General features: G+C 60.7%; 12 protein-coding genes. All 12 read right to left on the bottom strand.

What is annotated here, in order from left to right:
• Positions 1-74: 74 nt before the first annotated feature.
• The 12 genes from RWS31_RS00615 to RWS31_RS00560 all read right to left on the bottom strand — a co-directional run bounded on the left by RWS31_RS00615 (position 75) and on the right by RWS31_RS00560 (position 17,839).
• On the bottom strand, positions 75-1,739 hold the full coding sequence (locus RWS31_RS00615) for a methyl-accepting chemotaxis protein (protein WP_314595289.1): 1,665 nt from the start codon (positions 1,737-1,739) through the stop codon (positions 75-77).
• A 93-nt stretch (positions 1,740-1,832) separates the two neighbouring features.
• A complete protein-coding gene (locus tag RWS31_RS00610) occupies positions 1,833-2,870 on the bottom strand; it encodes a type I restriction-modification system subunit M (RefSeq protein WP_314595287.1) in 1,038 nt (345 codons plus the stop codon).
• A 38-nt stretch (positions 2,871-2,908) separates the two neighbouring features.
• The gene (locus RWS31_RS00605; protein WP_314595285.1) at positions 2,909-5,983 is read right to left on the bottom strand and encodes an SMC family ATPase; all 3,075 of its coding nucleotides are present in this window, start codon (positions 5,981-5,983) and stop codon (positions 2,909-2,911) included.
• Entirely contained in the window at positions 5,980-7,143 is a 1,164-nt protein-coding gene (locus tag RWS31_RS00600) for an exonuclease SbcCD subunit D (RefSeq protein WP_314595283.1), read from the bottom strand. Before RWS31_RS00600 ends, RWS31_RS00605 begins: the two co-directional genes overlap by 4 nt.
• A gap of 51 nt (positions 7,144-7,194) precedes the next feature.
• A complete protein-coding gene (gene panF / locus RWS31_RS00595) occupies positions 7,195-8,679 on the bottom strand; it encodes a sodium/pantothenate symporter (RefSeq protein WP_314595280.1) in 1,485 nt (494 codons plus the stop codon).
• Positions 8,676-8,951: a YhdT family protein gene (locus RWS31_RS00590; RefSeq protein WP_314595279.1), complete on the bottom strand. Its 276-nt coding sequence runs from the start codon at positions 8,949-8,951 to the stop codon at positions 8,676-8,678. Before RWS31_RS00590 ends, panF begins: the two co-directional genes overlap by 4 nt.
• Before the next feature lie 184 nt (positions 8,952-9,135).
• Positions 9,136-11,076 (bottom strand): diguanylate cyclase, encoded by a 1,941-nt coding sequence (locus RWS31_RS00585; protein WP_314595277.1) that lies wholly within the window; start codon positions 11,074-11,076, stop codon positions 9,136-9,138.
• Between the two features lie 141 nt (positions 11,077-11,217).
• Positions 11,218-14,265: an efflux RND transporter permease subunit gene (locus tag RWS31_RS00580; protein WP_314595275.1), complete on the bottom strand. Its 3,048-nt coding sequence runs from the start codon at positions 14,263-14,265 to the stop codon at positions 11,218-11,220.
• Positions 14,262-15,338 carry an efflux RND transporter periplasmic adaptor subunit gene (locus tag RWS31_RS00575; RefSeq protein ID WP_314595274.1) on the bottom strand — a complete coding sequence of 359 codons (1,077 nt, stop codon included), beginning with the start codon at positions 15,336-15,338 and terminating at the stop codon, positions 14,262-14,264. The genes RWS31_RS00580 and RWS31_RS00575 overlap by 4 nt, the downstream gene beginning before the upstream one ends.
• Before the next feature lie 29 nt (positions 15,339-15,367).
• Positions 15,368-15,823 (bottom strand): MarR family transcriptional regulator, encoded by a 456-nt coding sequence (locus RWS31_RS00570; protein WP_314595271.1) that lies wholly within the window; start codon positions 15,821-15,823, stop codon positions 15,368-15,370.
• A gap of 182 nt (positions 15,824-16,005) precedes the next feature.
• Positions 16,006-16,803 (bottom strand): diaminopimelate epimerase, encoded by a 798-nt coding sequence (locus RWS31_RS00565; RefSeq protein WP_314595269.1) that lies wholly within the window; start codon positions 16,801-16,803, stop codon positions 16,006-16,008.
• A gap of 247 nt (positions 16,804-17,050) precedes the next feature.
• Positions 17,051-17,839 (bottom strand): amino acid ABC transporter substrate-binding protein, encoded by a 789-nt coding sequence (locus RWS31_RS00560; protein WP_314595266.1) that lies wholly within the window; start codon positions 17,837-17,839, stop codon positions 17,051-17,053.
• Positions 17,840-17,967: the final 128 nt, after the last annotated feature.

Below are 17,967 nucleotides of genomic sequence, written 5' to 3'. Positions count from 1 at the left end.
ACCTGTTCCGGCATAAAAAAAGAGCGCGGACATTGTTGCCTGCGCTCTTTTCTATGTGTCGGACGATTGCAATATCATACCTTAAACTTGCCGACCAGCCCCTCGAGGTTCGCCGCGAGCTGTGCGAGGTTTTCGGCGGTGGCGGTGAACTCTTCGATGGAAGCGGTTTGCTGCTCGATGGCGGCGGCGGAGTCCTCGGAAAGACTCGCGATATGCGTGGCGCTCTTTGCGACGCCCTGCGTCGTTGTCTCCATGTCCTTCGTATCGGACGAAGTCGAGCGGCTGAGCGCGCTGATCTCGGCAACGGCGTCGGCACTGGCGCGCGAGCTCTCCAGGATGGTGTCAAGTGCGCCTGTGAGCCCCTTCACAACGGTGATGATCTCGTCGAGCTCGCGCACGAGCGTATCGTTTGCCGTGCGCGTCTGCGTGACTTGACCGCGGATGTCGGCAATTTTTTTCGTCACCTCATCGGCGGCATTGCCGGAGTTCTCGGCGAGTTTGCGCACCTCCTCGGCAACGACGGCAAAGCCGCGTCCCGACTCTCCCGCGCGTGCGGCCTCGATGGCGGCGTTGAGGGCGAGGAGGTTGGTCTGCCCGGAGAGTTCCTTGATGATGTCGACGATCTGGTTGATGTCCTCCGCGTATTGGGTGAGCGTCCGGACATTTTCGTTCATCTCGTCAACGATGCCGCGCAGTCGATCCGTCTGCGCCGAGACATTGCTGACGTTCGTGCGTCCTGCTTCCGCATTCTCCTTCGATCCGACCGAGAGTTCGGACGAATGCTGCGCATAGTCAAGCATCTGCGTCATGTTGCCCGCAATCGCAGTGACCCGGTCGGCAAGCCCCTGCATGTCTGCATTCTGTGCGTTCGCGTCGCCCGCGACATCCGTAATGATGTGCGCGACATGTTCGACGGCACGGCTGCTTTCGCTGCTCGCCTGCGAGAGGTTCGTCGAGAGTGCGGAGACCTGCTCGGCGGCGTCCTGTGCGCCGCGCATGATGGTCTGCAAATTCGCGACAAATTTGTTGAAATACTGCACGATCTGCCCGATCTCATCGTCGCGCTCGGCGTGCATCCGCTGTGTGAGATCGCCGTCGCCCTCTGCGATATCTGCAAAAGAGTGTGTCAGCATGGCGAGCGGGCGGAGAATCTGCGTGAATATGACGAAAAATGCACCGCCTACGATGATGAGGGCGAGCAGGATGACGATCTCCTGTACGGTCTTGGAGGCGGCGATCTTTTCCTGGCTTGCGGCATCGTACGCGCCGACGAGCTTATTGACCTCGGCAACGTAGTCTGCAACCGAGGCGGCGACCTTGGCGTCCGCTGATGCGCGTGCCTCGGGGGTGTCCGCGTTCATCACGGCGGTGACCTGCGCGCGGTAGGCCTCCCAGCGCGGCTTTACCACATCGAGCTGCGCACGTGCGGCAGGATCTTCCGTTTTCGTGAGGTTCAGCGCAGGATCACCCGCATCGAGCCCTTTGAGGATCTTGTCGTACTGGGCGATAAATTCCTCAATATTTTTTCGGATCGTCTCGGCATCCGCGCCGTCCGCCGAGACGAGGCGCGCGGAGAGCCACGATAGCTGGTACGCCTTCATGCGCAGCGAGCCGGAAGCGTTCACCATCGGCGAGTCGCCCTTGAGCTGATCGAACGTGTGGAAGTTGAATCCGACGAGCGCAACGATGAAGACAAAGAGCGTGATGAGAATGGAGAGGAGTTTGACGCGGATAGACATTGCTTTCAGAACCTTTCTTGCATAACGTGAAGCTATTATACCGGGGCAAAACATGCGCACGGTTCCTATGTTATACTTTTGTGACGTGAATTGTCAAGTCAAGTGCAACGTCTTTGAATAATAGACCTCGTAGGGAGTTCTGTATCCTAGGCATTTGCGTGGACGTCGATTTAATTTATCAAACATCTCCTGAATGTATGCATCCGGTATGTCGGTGATGTCTTGTCCTTTAGGAAAGTATTCGCGAAGCAGTCCATTTGTATTCTCGTTTGATCCTCGTTCCCAAGGATGATGTGGTGGGGGAAAGTAAAATTTGACTCCTTCCAAAGCTTCAGTGACCTCCGCGTGCTTCGCAAAAAAACACAAAAAGTCCGAGACCGCTTGTACCATGCGGTTTCGGGCTTTTTGTGCAATATGCGATTGTATCAAAGACGGTATGAATATATCGTATACTTTGTTCACCCGCGCCTTGTCGATGACCGTGAGGCGCGTCAGAAGCTCGGAGACTTCCTGCGGCGTGTAGTATTCGCCGCCGCTCTTGCCGGCGTTTGAAGCATACATGCCCATGAGATATTCATAGGCGTCGCCGAAGGCATCAATCGTGTTGTCTCGATAGTGCCCAAGCTGCATTTCGCCGATGCCATCGAGGAGTTTCACGAGCTTTGCATTGCGCTCCTTGACCGTAGCGCCGAGCTTGTTGCTGTTGACGTCGAGGTCTTCAAAAAGCCCCGCAAGATCGTTTTCACTCGCCGTGCCGGTCGCCGAGGCTTCAATGTTGTGAAACACCTTTTCCAGCGTTTCATTGAGGTTTTCATTCGTCGGCGCACTTTTTCGCACATTGGCAAAAAGCTCGCTCGGCAGGATGAAATATCCCTGCTCCTCCACGAGATTCTCGCGCTCCGTCTCCGCCTCTTCATCGGGCAGAGCGGCGTAGTCGAAATCCGCCTCCCCCGCCTCCTGCGCCTCACGGTTGAGGTAGTTCGTCAGCTTCTCCGAGATATAACGATAAAAGAGCGTGCCCAAGACATACTGCTTGAAATCCCAGCCATCCACCGAGCCGCGCAGATCGTTCGCAATCTGCCAAATCGCCCGATGCAGCTCCGCCCGCTCCATTTCCTTCTTATTGTCCATCGTATCGCCTCCATAGTGCGTATGTACTCGCAATCTCCCTACCCCACAACAAACCTCGCCGTGCTCCCGTCCTCGCCCTTTTCCACTTCAAGCCGCACGTCGATGCGGTTTTTTAGTTCCTCCACGTGAGAGATGATGCCAACGAGGCGGCCGCCTTTTTGGAGGTCCATGAGAGTTTTTATGGCGAGGTCGAGGGTCTCGGCGTCGAGAGTGCCGAAGCCTTCGTCGATGAAGATGGTGTCGAGGCGGATGCCGCCGGCGTAGTTGGTGACGACGTCGGCGAGGCCAAGCGCAAGGGCGAGGGCGGCGAGGAAGGATTCGCCGCCCGAGAGTGTCGCCATAGGGCGTGCGTAGCCCGTGTTCTCGTCGAAGATTTCGAGGTCAAGTCCCGCGCTCCTGCGCATATCGGCGATGCCTTCCTTGCGCTCCAGGCGGTACTGCCCGTGCGTCATGCGCAGGAGGCGCATGTTCGCGGCGTCCGCCACGTCGGCGAGAATGGAGCGCAGGACATACGTCTGAAAGTGCATGCGATGGGCGTTCTGCCCGGCGGCGACTTCCGCGAGCCTGCCCGTCGTATGGTAGGCGGCTTCAAGTGAAGCCGCTTCAAGAGCGAGCTTTTGCAGCTGCTCCTCGCGCGACCTGCGTTCCTTCAGCTCCTGTGCCAGTGCAGCGGCTTCGCGCGTGCCTGCCGTCCACGCGGCAGCCGCTTCCTCCCGCGCTACTTTGAGCTTGGCGAGGTCGGGCGGAGCGATGCCTGCCGCCTCCTCGGCGGCTTTTTTTTCTGCCTCGGCGAAGGCCGTCCGCTTGTCCTCATAGGCGCGGATACGATCGGAGACTTCCTTGCGGCCTTCTGCTGTCGCGAAGTGTCCTGTGAGCACGGCACGAAACGCCGCTTCATCCGAGAATCCCGCGCTCTTCAAGCGCTCGGCGAGAAGCGCCTCGCTCTTTCGCGCTTCTTCCTGCGCGAGCGCCGCTGTCGTCTTTGCCGCCTCGGCGGCTGCCTTGGCTGCGACAAGCTCTTTCTCTGCGCCGGAGAAGGCGTCCTGCACCGCGGCCAGCGCTTTCTCCCGCTCTGCGATGCCGCGTCTTGCCGCCGTGAGCGCCGTCTCAACCGCCTTCGGCTCGCGGTATGCTTCGGGCAGAGACGCGCTCTTTTCCTGCAGCGCTCCCGCCGCCTGTGCAGCCTCGGCTTTGGCTGCTTCCGCGCCCTTCGCCGCCTCCTTTTCTGCGGCTTCCGCCTGCGCGAGTCTTGCGGCAAGCGTCTCGCGCCCGGCGGCGGCCTCCTTCTGTGCCGCTGCCGCCTGCTCGGCCGCCTTGACTTCGGCCTGCAAGGAGGCAATGGCGGCGGCGAGGCTTCCCTCGTCCTCCGTCGTCTGCGTCAGCGACTTCTGCGCCGCCGCCAACTCGCCGCGCACGGCGGCGAGGTCGGCTTCTGCCGCCGTCTGCGCCTTTTCCGCCTGCTCGCGCGCCTTCTCCGCCTTTTCCGCCTCGCTTCGCGCGCGCTCCACATCCGCCTTTTCAGGCACTTCATCTTTGCTCACCGTCGGATGCGGATGCGCGGTCGAGCCGCAGACGGGGCAGGCCTTGCCGTCTTCCAGACTGCGTGCTAGGAGCGCCGCCTGGCCTTCCATGTAGACGTGTTCCAAGGCGCGCTGATTCCTGCGCTTCGTCTCGTGCTCCTCTCGCGCTGCACGCGCCTTTTCGCCTGCGCTCTCGGCGGCTTCCTGCGCCTTTGCTGCACGCTTCTGCAATAGGGCGAGATTCTGCCGCGCCTCGCGCTCCTTTTCCTTTTGCGCGAGCGCAAGGGAAAGCCCTTCGGCCTTTGCCGCACGCTCGGCAAGCTCCTTCTCGCGCGTGCCGAGCGCGAGAAGATCGGCGGCGAGCTTTTCCTGCGCTGCCTTCGCCTGCGCCGCCTTCTCTGCCGCCTCATGCGCCGCCTCTTCACGGCTCTTCGCACGCGCCCGCGCCTGTGCCAAGTCGATCGCGCACGCGCCGTATTCTTCGAGCTTGCGCACCTGCGCCTTACCCTCTTCCAGCTCGCCTTCCCGCGCCTTCTCGTGCGTCAGCGCGTCTTCGGCACGCTTCAGCTCATGTGCCGCCTTCTCGCGCCGCTTCTCCTGCGCGGCGCACTCAGCCTCGCGCTCCTTCGCCTTCTCGCAGTCACGCGCCGCGCCCGCCGCCACGTCTTCGATCTGTGCCGCACGCTGCGCCTCTTCGAGCTGTGCGCGGTAGCGCTCGACAGAGCCGCGCTTCTCCTCATGGTCGGCGAGCGTCTTTCGCGCCGTTTCCCAGCGCGTCAGGATTTCCGCCGCACGGATGCCCTCCTGCTCGGCACGCTGCGCCGCTTCCTGCTTTTCCTGCAGCGCTACCGCCTGCTTTTCGAGGACGGCGAGCGCCTTTTCCTTCTCCTCGCTCGCCGCCTGGTGCGCGTCGAGCGAATCTGCCGCACCGCCCGCGAGGAGAGCCCCTTCCTGCGCCTTGATTTCCGCTCTTCGCGCTTCCATCGCCTTGGCGCGGCTTTTGAAGAGTTCCTCCAATCTGCGGTAGCGCTCCGTTTTGAAGAGCATCGCGAGGAGCGCCTCGCGCTCGTCCACCTTCGCCGTCAAAAGATCGCGGAACGCGCCCTGCGGCAGGAGGACTACCTGGCGGAACTCGGCAGGGCCGAAGCCCAGAAGTTCCGTCATCTTCTGCGTCACCGACGACGGACGCTGTGCGAGCACGCGCTCCTCATTTTCTGCTGCTTCTCCTTCCTCAACCTGCCAGAGCATCGCCGACGCCTGCACCGGCGTCAGCCCCGTGCCGTCCTTCTTCATGCGCTCATAGGACGGCGTGCGGCATATATGGTACTTCTGCGTTCCCAAAGCAAAGACGAAGTCGACGCTCGTCCTCGCCTCGCGCGGCGCTTCGTCCGTGCGCATCATCGTGCCCGTGCGCCCCGCCATGCTCGCCTCGCCGTAAAAGGCGAAGCAGATGGCGTCGAGCAGCGTCGTCTTGCCCGATCCCGTGCGGCCGTGAATGAGGAAAAAGCTCCTCTCGCCGAGTTCCGTGAAATCGACGACGGTCTTCTTCCCATACGAGCCGAACGCCTCCATAGTCAATCGCAGCGGCCTCATATCTTCGCCTCCCTTTCCTCGCGCAGCAGCTCTTCGAGCACATCAAAAAGCTCCTTCTTCTGCGCCTCGTCGAGCGTCTCGCCCGTCATGTCGGCAAAGAACTCACCGAAGAGCACGTCGTCGGGACGCTCCAGCTTCTTCCTGCCCTGCTCGCGCAGAGCGCCGGCCTGCTCCATGAGTCCCGGGCGCGTGACCTGCAGGACATTCGGATAGATGCGGCTGAGCTTGCCGTGCGCGTCGAGCACTGGCCCCTTGTCCATAAGCTCGACGGCCGTATAGTCCTCGCTCTTCGGAAAGCGCTCGCGGTCTTCGAGGATTTCCTGAAGCGTGCCGCGCACGACTTGGAGGTCGTGCGGCGCGGCGAGCGCGGCTTTCTCGACGCTCACAGAGCCGTCGGCGGCGAGGTCGACGATGGTCGCGCCCTTCCTCTGCCCCGCCTCGCTGAACGAATACTTCATGAGCGAGCCTGCGTAGCGAATGTTTGCCGCCCCCGCCTGCTGCGGCGCGTGCAGATGCCCGAGCGCCGTGTAGGAAAAGCGCGCGAAGCACGCGGGACTCACGCTGTCCGAGCCGCCGACGGAAAGCGGCCTCTCCGACTCGGACGATGCGCCGCCCGCAATGAAGGCATGGGCGACGGCGACGCTGCGGCAGCCCTCGGGCACGAGCGCCGCCGCGCGTGCGACGGCAAACGAGGTCGCCTCGTCGAAACCCATGAGGTCCTGCGCTTCCTCGCCGTAAGCGAAGCGCACCGTCGCCGGCTCCATGTAGGGCAGGAGCGAAAAGGCGACCTTGCCGTGCGCGTCATCGAGGACGACGGGCGCGGCATCCGCCTGCAGCTGCCCCGCGACAAAAACGCCGCCCCCTGCAAGGAGGCGGCTGCCAAAGCCGAGACGCGCAGCGCTGTCGTGGTTGCCCGCGATGTAGATCACCTTGAGCTTTTCGTCGAGCAAAAGGCGCGAGAGCGTATCGTCGAAGAGCTCGACCGCCTCGACGGGCGGCACGGCGCGATCGTAGATGTCGCCCGCGATGACGACGGCCTCGACGCGTGCGTCTCTCGCGAGCTGCACAAGCTCGTCGAGGACGTGCGCCTGATCGTCCGTCAGATGGCGGCCGAAAAAGAGCCGCCCGAGATGCCAATCGGCGGTATGGATGAAGCGCATGGGAAACCTTCCTTTCATACGAAGGCGGCGCGAGATGGCCGCAAGGCGGATTTATTTGTCGGGGAAGAACACGCGAAGCCTTTCCGCGGCGGTCGGCTTGCCCAGATACGTGCCGAGCAGGAAGAAGGCGAGCGACGACGAAAGCCCCAGCACGATGGGATGCAGTCCGAAGACGTGGATCTTCAGCGCCTGCGCCGCGCAGTAGACGACGGTGCCGCCCGCCATCGAGAGCATCGCGCCCGCCCTGTTGGCACGCCGCCAATAGAGGCCGAAGAGCATGACCCAGAGGAACGCCGTCTCAAGTCCGCCAAAGGCGAACATGTTGATGAGCCAGATGAGGTTCGGCGGCGAAGCCGCGAGAAAGAAGACGAGCGCACCGATGACGACAGTCGAGGTCATGGACAGGAGGCGCAGGCGGCGCATCGAGGGGACGCGCCCCTTCTTCATTTTCTCGTGCATGTAGACGTCCTTGATGATCGCCGACGAAGCGACGATCAGAAGCCCCGAGATCGTCGAGATCGATGCCGCCAGAGGGCCGATGATGGCGATGCTTGCAAGTGCGGGCGGCATCGAGCGTGCGATTGCCTGCGGGATGATGTTGTCGACCGTGCCATAGTCCGTCACAGGACCTGTCAGCACGCCGTGCGCGAGGATGCCCGTGAAGTTGATGCCGATGTTCATGAAGCCGATGACGAACGTGCCGATGAGCATCGCCTGATGCAGTCCGCGCGTGTCGCGGTAGCTGATGCCGCGCACGACGGACTGCGGCAGCGCGATCGTGCAGATGCCGACGAGCAGCCACTGCGTGAAATAGAGGCCGAGCGGCATGTCGCCGGCAGACAGGGGCGTGAGCATCGCCGGATGCTCGCGCTCGATCGTCTCCAGGATCGCCCAGTAGCCGCCGCCCGCCTCAAGCACGAAGTAAAAGAGCAGCACGATGCCGACCATCATCATGACGGCGCACAGCGTGTCGGTCAAGGCGACGGCGCGAAAGCCGCCGATCGCCGTGTAGATGACGACAACGGCACCGAAGAGCACGAGTCCCGTAAAATAGCTGTAGCCCGTAACCGCCTCGAAGAGCTTCGCGCCGCCGACGAACTGCGCCGTCATCGTACCGAGAAAGAACAGCACGATGACGAAGGCGGAAAGGTTCGCGAGCATATCCGAGCCGAAGCGTGCGCGGATGATGTCGACGATGGTCACGGCGTCAAGGCGGCGCGAGAGGAGCGCGACGCGCTTGCCGAAGATGCCGAGCACGAGGAAGATCGCCGTGACCTGCACGACCGCCATGTAGATCCAGCCGAAGCCGACCTTCCACGCCATGCCGGGGCCGCCGACGAACGAGCTGACGGAGCTGTATGTCGCGACCGTCGTCATGGCGAGCACGAAGCCGCCGATCGCGCGATTGCCGATGAAGTACTGCGAGACGAAGCCTGCGCCTTCCTTTTCCCTGCGCACGCGCACGGCGAAGCTGACGGCGAGCATCAGCCCCATAAAGGCGAGGAGCGGCAAGAGGACAGAGAGCTTTTCCATCATGCCTCGCCCCCCTTCCGCCTCTCCTCGTCGTCGAGCGGCATGTCGCGGAAGACGAAGCGCAGCAGGAGTGTGACGATGACGAGCGCCATCGCCCATGTGCCGAACGTACCAAGGACGACCCAGAGCGGCAGCCCCGCGATGCGGATGCTATTGTCAAGAAGATTCGCCGTGCCGAAACCAGCGAAGAGCCAATAGACGATGAGAGCGACGAGTGCCAGTCCTGTGGCTATGGCCTCGCGCCTTACCTGACGGTACTTCTCTTTTGTTGTCATTGTATGATTTTCCTTTCTCCTTGAGGAGTCTCCTCCCCAAATGTATCAGCGGGAATCCCCGTCTGATCGGCGTCTGCCAGAAACAGCAAACAGGAGCCGCCTGCAGCGCGAAGACGCTTTTCGCGAAACTTCGCGGCATACAGCCGACCCCTGTTATTTCTCCATGTGACTCTTGTTTTCCTGCTCAATGCACGGGCACGCTTTCGGTGCACTCCGCACGCTCGCCGGCAACCATTGGATTCTCGGTGCATTTCGTCTTCTCGCTGTCGAGCAGCGAGCCTTCTGCGCTCTTCGACCTCTCGCCATCGGGCGAAGAGCTTTCCATCTGCTCGATGCGCACGCAGTTGCGCCCTTCCTGCTTCGCCCGATAGAGCGCATCGTCTGCACGTTTCAAGAGCGCCTCCACCGTGTCCTTCTGGATGCCATGCCATCGTGAAACGCCGATGCTGCACTGGATAGGACGATAATTGCAAATTGGTGCCTGTGCGATCCGCTCGCGCAGATGATTAGCGAAAACTTCCGCCTCTTTCAGCGAATAGTGTAGGCAGAGAATGACGAATTCCTCACCGCCCCAGCGAACCAGAAGGTGACGACGGTCAAGCGAGGTGTGCAAAATCCCGGCGAAGGAGCGCAGCACATGATCGCCCTCGTCGTGTCCATAGTCGTCGTTCACGCGCTTAAAAAAGTCGATGTCGAGGATCATGAACGCGAGATGTCCGTCCGTATTCTGCGCCACCTTCACCCATTCGGGGAACGTATCGTTGAACTTGTAGCGGTTGAAGCAGCGCGTCAAGGGATCGATCTGCGCTTTTTCCTTCACCTCGACAATTTCATTCTCCAGAGACTTCTGCACCGCTTCACTGCGCACCTCGTCTCGGATGCGCATGCGGATCGTGCTCAGGACGAAGACGACGAAGGACAGCAGCGCGAAAGGCGTGATGTACGTGTCCCACGCAAACAGATGGTACTGAAACCAAAGTCCGTCGAAAAGCCCGAGCGGCGCGATCGAAAGGAGCGGGACGAGCGCCGTGCGGCAGTACTCGTTGCCGCGCTTCGCCTCGCGCCAGAGCAAGAGGCTCGCCCATGGCGCAAAGATGCCCGCCAGCGGATAGTAAAAGTTCATGCAGGCGAAGAAACTGCCGCGTGCGACGAAGATTTCGCTGAGAGCAGACGCAGCCAAAAGGAGCACGAAGGGGACGGCCAAGAGACGCATCGTGCGGCGCTGCGCGGTGGGCAGGAAGCCTGCGAGGAACTGAAACGCCAAGATCGCTATGCCATACACTGCCGTAAGCTGCACGAACCACCAGAAGCGCGGCGAATCGAAAAGGAAATACTTCACATTCATCACGCTGACCATCCAGACGCCGTAGACGAGGAAGAACAGCAACAGAAAGACGTAGGCGCCTCGGTTGCGGCGCAAGGTGCAGCTGTAGATGGCGACGATAGCCCCCATCATGAAGATCAAAGAAAGTCCGAAGACAAAGGGCAGATCGGCGAAGAAAAGCTCCGCCACGCTCGCACGCATGTCGCGCAGACGCAGGTGGTCAAAGCGTCCGAGATCGACCGTGCTCAAAGAATGCATTCCGAAGGTCAGTGTCTTCCCTGCATATCCTTCTGGCAGAGGAACGAGATGCCAGCGCGTGCCGTAGCTGTAGTCGCCGTCCTCCATCGAGCCATATTCGTAAAGGAGCTTGCCGTCGAGCCACAGGCGAACCGACTGGTTCGTCGTCTTGAAGAACAGGCCCGTGCCGCTGCGCCCCTCTTCGGGCAGACTCGTTGTCAGATAGACATAGCGCGTCTCGCTCGAAAGGAGCGGCTGTGCGGGATAAGTCACACACTGCCATCCTTCGGCGCCGTCCTGCGCCTTCTGCAGAAGCTCCTGCATTTCTTCCTCATCTGGAAGGTTCGCGCTCTGCCAATAGTGCAGTTCCGTAGGCTCAGCTTCCTCTTTAGCAGAATGTTGCAAGGAAAATCCGGCCATTTCGTGGGAATCTGGAGAGAGACCATGCGCGGCGACTGCAGGCAAAGCCTTCGGCAGGGAGGCGGCGATGACAAAGAGAACAGCTGCGAACACAAGAATCCGCAGAAAATCGTGCGCCGTTCTGCGCCCTCTTTTCCCCAACATCGCCATGCACCGCCCTCTCGCTGCTGACCGCGAAAGCCTTCCAACCGTCATTCCTGCAAAAGCAAGACCCTTTTGCCATAATATATCACATATTAGTACAAAAGTCCAGCGATTGGGAGAGCATTTTTTCTCCCGTCACATTCAAGTCTCCCGCTTCACGCGATAGACGGTGACGTACATGACGGGCAGGACGAGCAGCGTCAGCACGGTGGCCACAGAAAGCCCGCTCGCAATCGCCACCGCCATCGGTCCCCAGAAGGAACTCGTCATCAGCGGAATCATGCCGAGGATCGCAGCAGCGGCCGTCAGCATAATAGGACGAAAGCGCAGCACGGCGGAGTCGATGACCGCCTGCCACGGCGACTCGCCCGCCTTGATATGCTTCTGAATCTGGTCGATGAGGATGACTGAGTTCCTTATGATCATGCCCGAGAGAGCGAGGATGCCGAGGTCGGCGACGAAGCCGATCGGTTCGCCCGTGAGGAACATGCCGCAGGCGACGCCGATGATGCCCAAAGGAGCTGTCAAGAGTGTGATGAGCATGGCGCGGCCTTCGCGCACCTGGAAGATCAAAAGCGTCATGATGAGGAAGATCATGGCGGGCACGGGCACGAGAAGATATTTCATCGAATCCTCGCTGTCTGCAAGGCTTCCGTCCGGCTCGATGGCGTATCCTGCAGGAAGATTCTCGCGTAGTTCCTTCGTCGCCGCGTACGCTTTTTTCGCCGCATCCGTCGGCGTGCCCGCGATGATGTCGGCGCGTACGGTCACGGCGGGCTTCAAGTCGCGCCGCCAGATGATGCCGTTTTCCGCATCATAGGAAATCTTCGCCACCTGCGCGAGCGGCACGTAGCCCGCCCGCGGCAGGTAGATCGGCAATTCTTCGAGGCGCGAGAGGTCGTCCCTCGCCTCCTCCCTGAGACGTAGCACGATGTCCACCGTGCGGTCACCCTCGTAGAGTTCCGCCGCTTTCACTCCCGCCAGTTCCGTGTAAAGCATCTGCTGCACCATCTGCGTCGAAAGTCCGAGCGCCTTGAGCTTGTCCTGATCGAGCGCGAGGTGCAGAACCTTGCTCTTTTCCTGCCAGTCGAGGTTCACGTCGCGCGTGTTCGCATCGCTCGCCACGAGGTCGGCAACCTCATTGGCAAGCGACATGACTTTTTCCTTGTCTTCTCCCTCGACGCGCAGCATGATGGGGTACGCCGCAGGCGGCCCCGTCTGGATGAACTTGAGGTTTGCACGCACGTTCGGGAAGTTTTCGGAAAGCTCCTTGCGGATCTTCGCCGTCAAATCCTCGCGTGACTCCTTGTCGTTCGCGACGATGACGAACTGCGCGTAATTGTCCGCAGCCAAGACGGGTTCAAAGGTCAGCACGAAGCGCGGCGCACCTTCACCCACATAGACGGAATAGTTCCTATACTCGTCCGCAAGGCCGTCGAGGAAGGCAGCGAAGCGCTTCGCCTCGCCGTCCGTATTCTTCATGGAAGAGCCTTCGGCGAGGTGCATCTCGACGATGATCTCAGGTCGCAAAGACGGCGGGAAGAAGTCCTGCCGGCAAGCGCCCAAAAGCGCGATGGATGCAGCGAAAACGAGCGCCGTCGCGCCGAGCACGAGACGGCGATGTGCTAAAAATGCCTCCAGCACACGGCGAAACACGCGATAGAACCGGCCTTGATGGAGCAAGGCTTCGCCCTTTTCATCGCGCTTCGGCTCAATGCGGATGATGTGATAACCGAGGAGCGGCGCGACCATGACGGAAACGATCCAAGAGAGCAGCAGCGCGGCGGCGATGACGGGAAAGAGCGAGGCGCAAAACTCCGCTGCCATGCCCTTCGAGAAAGCGACGGGGATGAAGCCCGCGCATGTGATGAGCGTGCCCGTCAGCATCGGAAGCGCCGTCGCACGAAAGGCGTGCGAGGCGGCGCTGAAGCGGTCAAGCCCCTCTTCGAGCTTGACGCTCATCATCTCGACGGCGATGATCTCATCGTCGACCAGAAGCCCGAGGGAGATGATGAGCGCACCCAAAGACACCTTCTGCAAGTCGATGCCTGCGCCGTACATGAAGAGGAAGACGCCCGTCAGTACGAGCGGGATGCAGCAGGCGACAACGAAACCCGTGCGAAGGCCGAGCGTCAGAAAGCTCACGGCGAGCACGATGATGACGGCTTCTCTGAGCGTGTCGACGAAATCATCGATCGACTCGGCGACAACCTGCGGCTGGTCGGACACCTGATGAATTTCCAAGCCGAGCGGCAAGTCGTCCTTGAGCGCGGCGATTTTCTTTTGCAAATCCTTGCCGAGCGTCAGGATGTTGCCGCCCGGGCGCATGGAAACGGCGATGCCCACGGCAGGCTCGCCATTGAAGTACATCTTCGGCTCGGCCGGCTCGGCGTAGCGGCGCGTGACGCTCGCGACGTCACCGAGGCGGAAGGTGCGCCCGCTGGCGGCGATCGGCAGGGCGCGGATCGCCTCAAGGTCGTCGAAAGCGCCCGAGACGCGCACGTAGACGTTGTCCGTCTGCGTCTCAATCATGCCCGCCGGCGTCATCTCCTCCTGCGTGCGAATGGCAGAAAGAATCGCGTCGGGCGGTATGCCAAGCTCCGCGAGACGCTCGCGCGCGGCCTCGACGTAGATCTTCTCCGGCTGCACGCCGATCAATTCGACCTTCTGCACGTTTTCGATCGCAAGCAGTGCACGGCGCGTCTTTTCCGCCTGCTCGCGCATCTCCTCGTAGGACCAGCCATCTCCCGTCACAGCGTAGACCGAGCCAAAGACATCGTCGAAGCGGTCATTGTAGAAAGGGCCGTAAACGCCTGTGGGCAGGCTGCGCTTCTCATCCTCGCAAAGATTGCGTGCGTCACGCCACGTCGGACGAATATCCTCCTTCGCCACAGCGTCGTCCAGCGTCACATAGATGACCGCCTGTCCCTCGCGTGAATAGCTCTTGAGCTCCTTGAGTCCCGGCACATCCTGCAGCTTCTTCTCCAGCTTGTCCGTGACCTGCTCTTCCATCTGCTGCGCTGTCGCACCCGGCCAGGCGACGGACACGACCATCTGGCGGATCGTGAAGTCGGGATCTTCCATCCTGCCGAGCTTGCCATAGGAAAAAATGCCTCCGATAAAGACGACGAGAATGAAATACCAGACGAGACCCTTGTGCTTGAGGGAGATTTCCGTAAGATTCCTCATGGCGCATCCCCCGTCCGCACTTCGTCGCCCTCGCGCAGTTTGTGGACGCCCGCCGTCACGACAAGAGCGCCGTCGGGAAGTCCCCGGACGAGCACGTCGTTGCCATCATAGCCGTCGACCACGACCTCCTGCAAGAACACCTTGTTGTCCGCACCGACGAGCCAGACCGAAGGCGTGCCGCCCGTCTGGTAAATGGCAGCGAGCGGCAGGCGCACAGCAGAAGTCTGCGCCCGTCCCACAGCCACATTCGCCGTCATGCCAAGCGCCATGCCGGCCGGCGGTGCGGGCACAGAGACGCGCACGCGGTAGGTGCGCGAGACGGCGTCCGCCATCGGCGCGACCTCGCGCACCGTGCCGGAAACGACGCCTGCGCCGAGCGCCCAGAAGGAGACGGCGACTTCCTTGCCCGGCGGCACATCGGCAAGACGATCTTCGGGCACGGCGATCTCGACCTCAAGGTCGCCCGACTCGACAAGTGTCACGACCGTCTGTCCTGCGGCGACAACCTGTCCTGCCTCTGCTGCCACGGCAGAAATCACGCCGGGCGCATCAGCAAGAAGCTCCGTGTAAGAAACGGCATTGTGCCCCTCTGCCGCTTGGGCGAGCGCCTGCCGGTAGCTCGCCGCCGCCGCCTCATAGGCAGTCTCGTACTGGTCGAGCACGGCGGCGGGCACGGCCTCGGCCGCGTAAAGCTCGCGGTAGCGCGCCGCATTTGCCGCCGCGAGATCGAGCTGCGCCTTCGCTGCATCGACTGCGGCATCGGCCTGCCTCGACCTCTGCACGATGTCGGAGGCGTCGAGGCGCAGGAGCGGCGCTCCCGCTTCCACGCGGTCGCCGACGTTGACCGCACGCGCGATGACTCGGCCGCCTACCTGGAATGCCAGATTCTTCTCGTAGCGGCCGCGCACACTGCCCGCATAGTTGACCGCGTGCGCCGCCTCATTCGTCTCGACGCGCTCGGTGCGCACCAACGGCGGCTTCACCTTCTCGGGCGGCGTATCGCCGCAGCCTGCGGCACTGACGAGCAGCCCTGCCAAAAGGAGCGTCAGAATACTGCGTGCCCCATATCTCACATCGTTTCCCCCTCTCCGCATTGCGGGTTTCACCGCGCCATCTTCCCAATGAGCTCGCGAAAATCCGCCTTCGACGAGCGTTCCGCCAAAATCCGGAAGTTGCGTTCCACACAGGAGACATCCTGCGGCGACAACGTATCGATCAGATAATTAACCCACGAGTTCATCACGGACAGCAGGAACGGATGCTGCATGCGTCCGTACTCCGTCAGGCGGATGCGCTTGATGCGGCGATCCTCCGTGTCCTTCTCGCGACAGATGAAGCCTTTCTGCTCCAGGAGCTTGAGCGTGCGCGCCACGGCGGACTTGTCCGTCTGCAGAGCACGCGACAAATCCTCCTGACTCGCCCCCTCGCAGTCAAAAAGGCGCAACAGCAGGACGTACTCCGAATACGTAAGCTGCAAAGGACGACATGCTTCCAACACATAGCTGCGCGAACGTCCGTCCAAAATAGAAAAACAACGCGCCACCTGCAAATTCTCCATCAAGATCCCCCTCTCATACACGATCAAATGCAGCAGCAAGCTCACATCCATGCGTACATATTTTCTCTTAGTTGATTATATCAACATTTTCCTTATATTTCAACAAATGTCCATGGCTGTACTCTTCCTACAACCTTTCTGAGAACCCATAGGATCGATTGTGGATATGAGCCTCCGTCATCTCACAGTCCCACGTTTCCCAGTTCCACCGTACCACGGCAAGAAATGAGTACCTCGCCTTCGAGGAAAAACTGCTTACCCGTCTCAACGAAGAGCGTGCCACCCGGCTGCTCGACGGCAATGCGCCCACACTCACTTCCTTCGGCAAGTGCAAGAGCCAGACTTCCCGAACCACAGGCACGCTCAAAGACGCAGCTTTTAGCGCTCGGCACAGCGACGTAGGGACGGATGCGAAAGTGATCGCGTCCCATGCGCTCAAACGGCACGACTCCGTAAGCATCAGCGCCCGTCTCACGCATCAGGCGCGCAAGCAGCGCGTCGTAATCTGACGCCGAAAGGTCTGCAGCTTCGACAACGAGATGCGTGATGCCCGGAATCGATACACATATAGCCGCATCCCCAAACGAAAGCCCCGCAAGCGAAAACCGCCTCAGCTCATGCGCCTGCGGCATCTCGGCGCGTGCCAGCCAATGTCCTGCACCGAGCGGACGCGCCTCCGCCCGAAGAGGCCCTTCCGCACCCGAGCACTCAATAAAAAAAGGTGACTCAGCACCTTCAGCTGCCGCCAGAGCCGCCGCTGAAAGCGTCGCATTGCCGCAGAACTCGCCGCCCGACATCTCGATGCGAAGAAGCGCCTCCTCGGAATGCGGCGCAACGAGGAAAGCCGCCTGCTCCGCCGCCAGATGATCGTAATCCATCGCCTCAGAGAGAAGCGCGGCACGCGCCTCCTGTGCGGCTTCCCCGCGCAAAAACACCGTCGTATTTCCCAACGGACTCAGCTTGATGAAATCCAATTCCATGATCTATCTCCCAAAACCTCAAGATACAGCAAGGCTGTGCACAAGCCCCAAGCTCGCGCACAGCCTCCAAACCAGCTAAAACATTAAAGGAATCACTGATAAATCCAGCCACCCATCTTCACACATCTACGCTGTCCTCTCGTCGTCGACAAATCCTCGACGTAGCACCGCTACGCCTGTGGTTTGTCTCCTCGATAGATACAGCGCATCTGTGCAAATCTGGGCGACCTCATTTTATCAGCGCTTCCTACAACTTCGTGATGTCCTTGCCGAACCACTTCTCCGAGATCTTCGCCATCGTGCCGTCGGCGCGCATCTCGTCGAGAACCTTCTGCATTTTCTCCTTGAGCGCCGTATCATCCTTGCGGTAAGCGACGCCGAACTGCGTCACGGGGCCGACATGACCGTCGAGCGCGGCGATCTTGTCGGGATGCTTCGACATGTAGTAGCGGCCGATGATCTCATCGCAGACGATCGCATCGACGCGGCCGTTTTCAAGATCCATAAATGCCGACAAATAGTCCGCGTACTTTTTGACGTCCTTGTAGCCCGTCACGTCCTTGTGACCATCCACATAGTCCTCCGCCGTGCCTGAGGCGCTCTGCGTCGCGACGATCTTGTCCTTGAGGTCGTCTTCCTTCGCGATCGAGGTGTCGTCCGCACGCTTGAAGATCACCTGCTGATCGTTCATGTACGGCTCGGAAAAGAGCAGGTTCTTCTTGCGCTCTTCCGTGATTTCCAGACCGTTCCACAGTGCGTCGATGCGGCCGCTCTGAATCTCAGCCTCCTTGCTTGCCCAGTCGATGCCCTTAAACTCGACCTCCGTGCCGAGACGCTTCGCTGCCTCCTTCGCCAGTTCTACGTCGAAGCCCGTGATCTCGTTCTTCTCGTCGAGGAAACCCATCGGCGGGAAGTTGTCGTCCAGACCGATGACGATCTTCTTCGGCGCATCGTTTGCCGCCCTCTGTCCGCCGCAGCCTGCCATAAGGCCTGCCGCGAGCACGAGGGACAAACAGACGAATAAAATTTTCTTCAAAACAAAGCACTCCTTTTCTCCGTTAAAGTATTATCATAGTGATATTATACATGGACAGCGAGGATTTGCCAAGGGGGAATCTCGTCATGATTTTCTATTTTCTTCCCCAACTGCGTGAAAATGCCGCG

Origin of the sequence: uncultured Selenomonas sp., assembly GCF_963528755.1 — a bacterium.
Classification (GTDB): domain Bacteria; phylum Bacillota; class Negativicutes; order Selenomonadales; family Selenomonadaceae; genus Selenomonas.
This window is presented reverse-complemented; position numbering and strand designations above follow the sequence as displayed.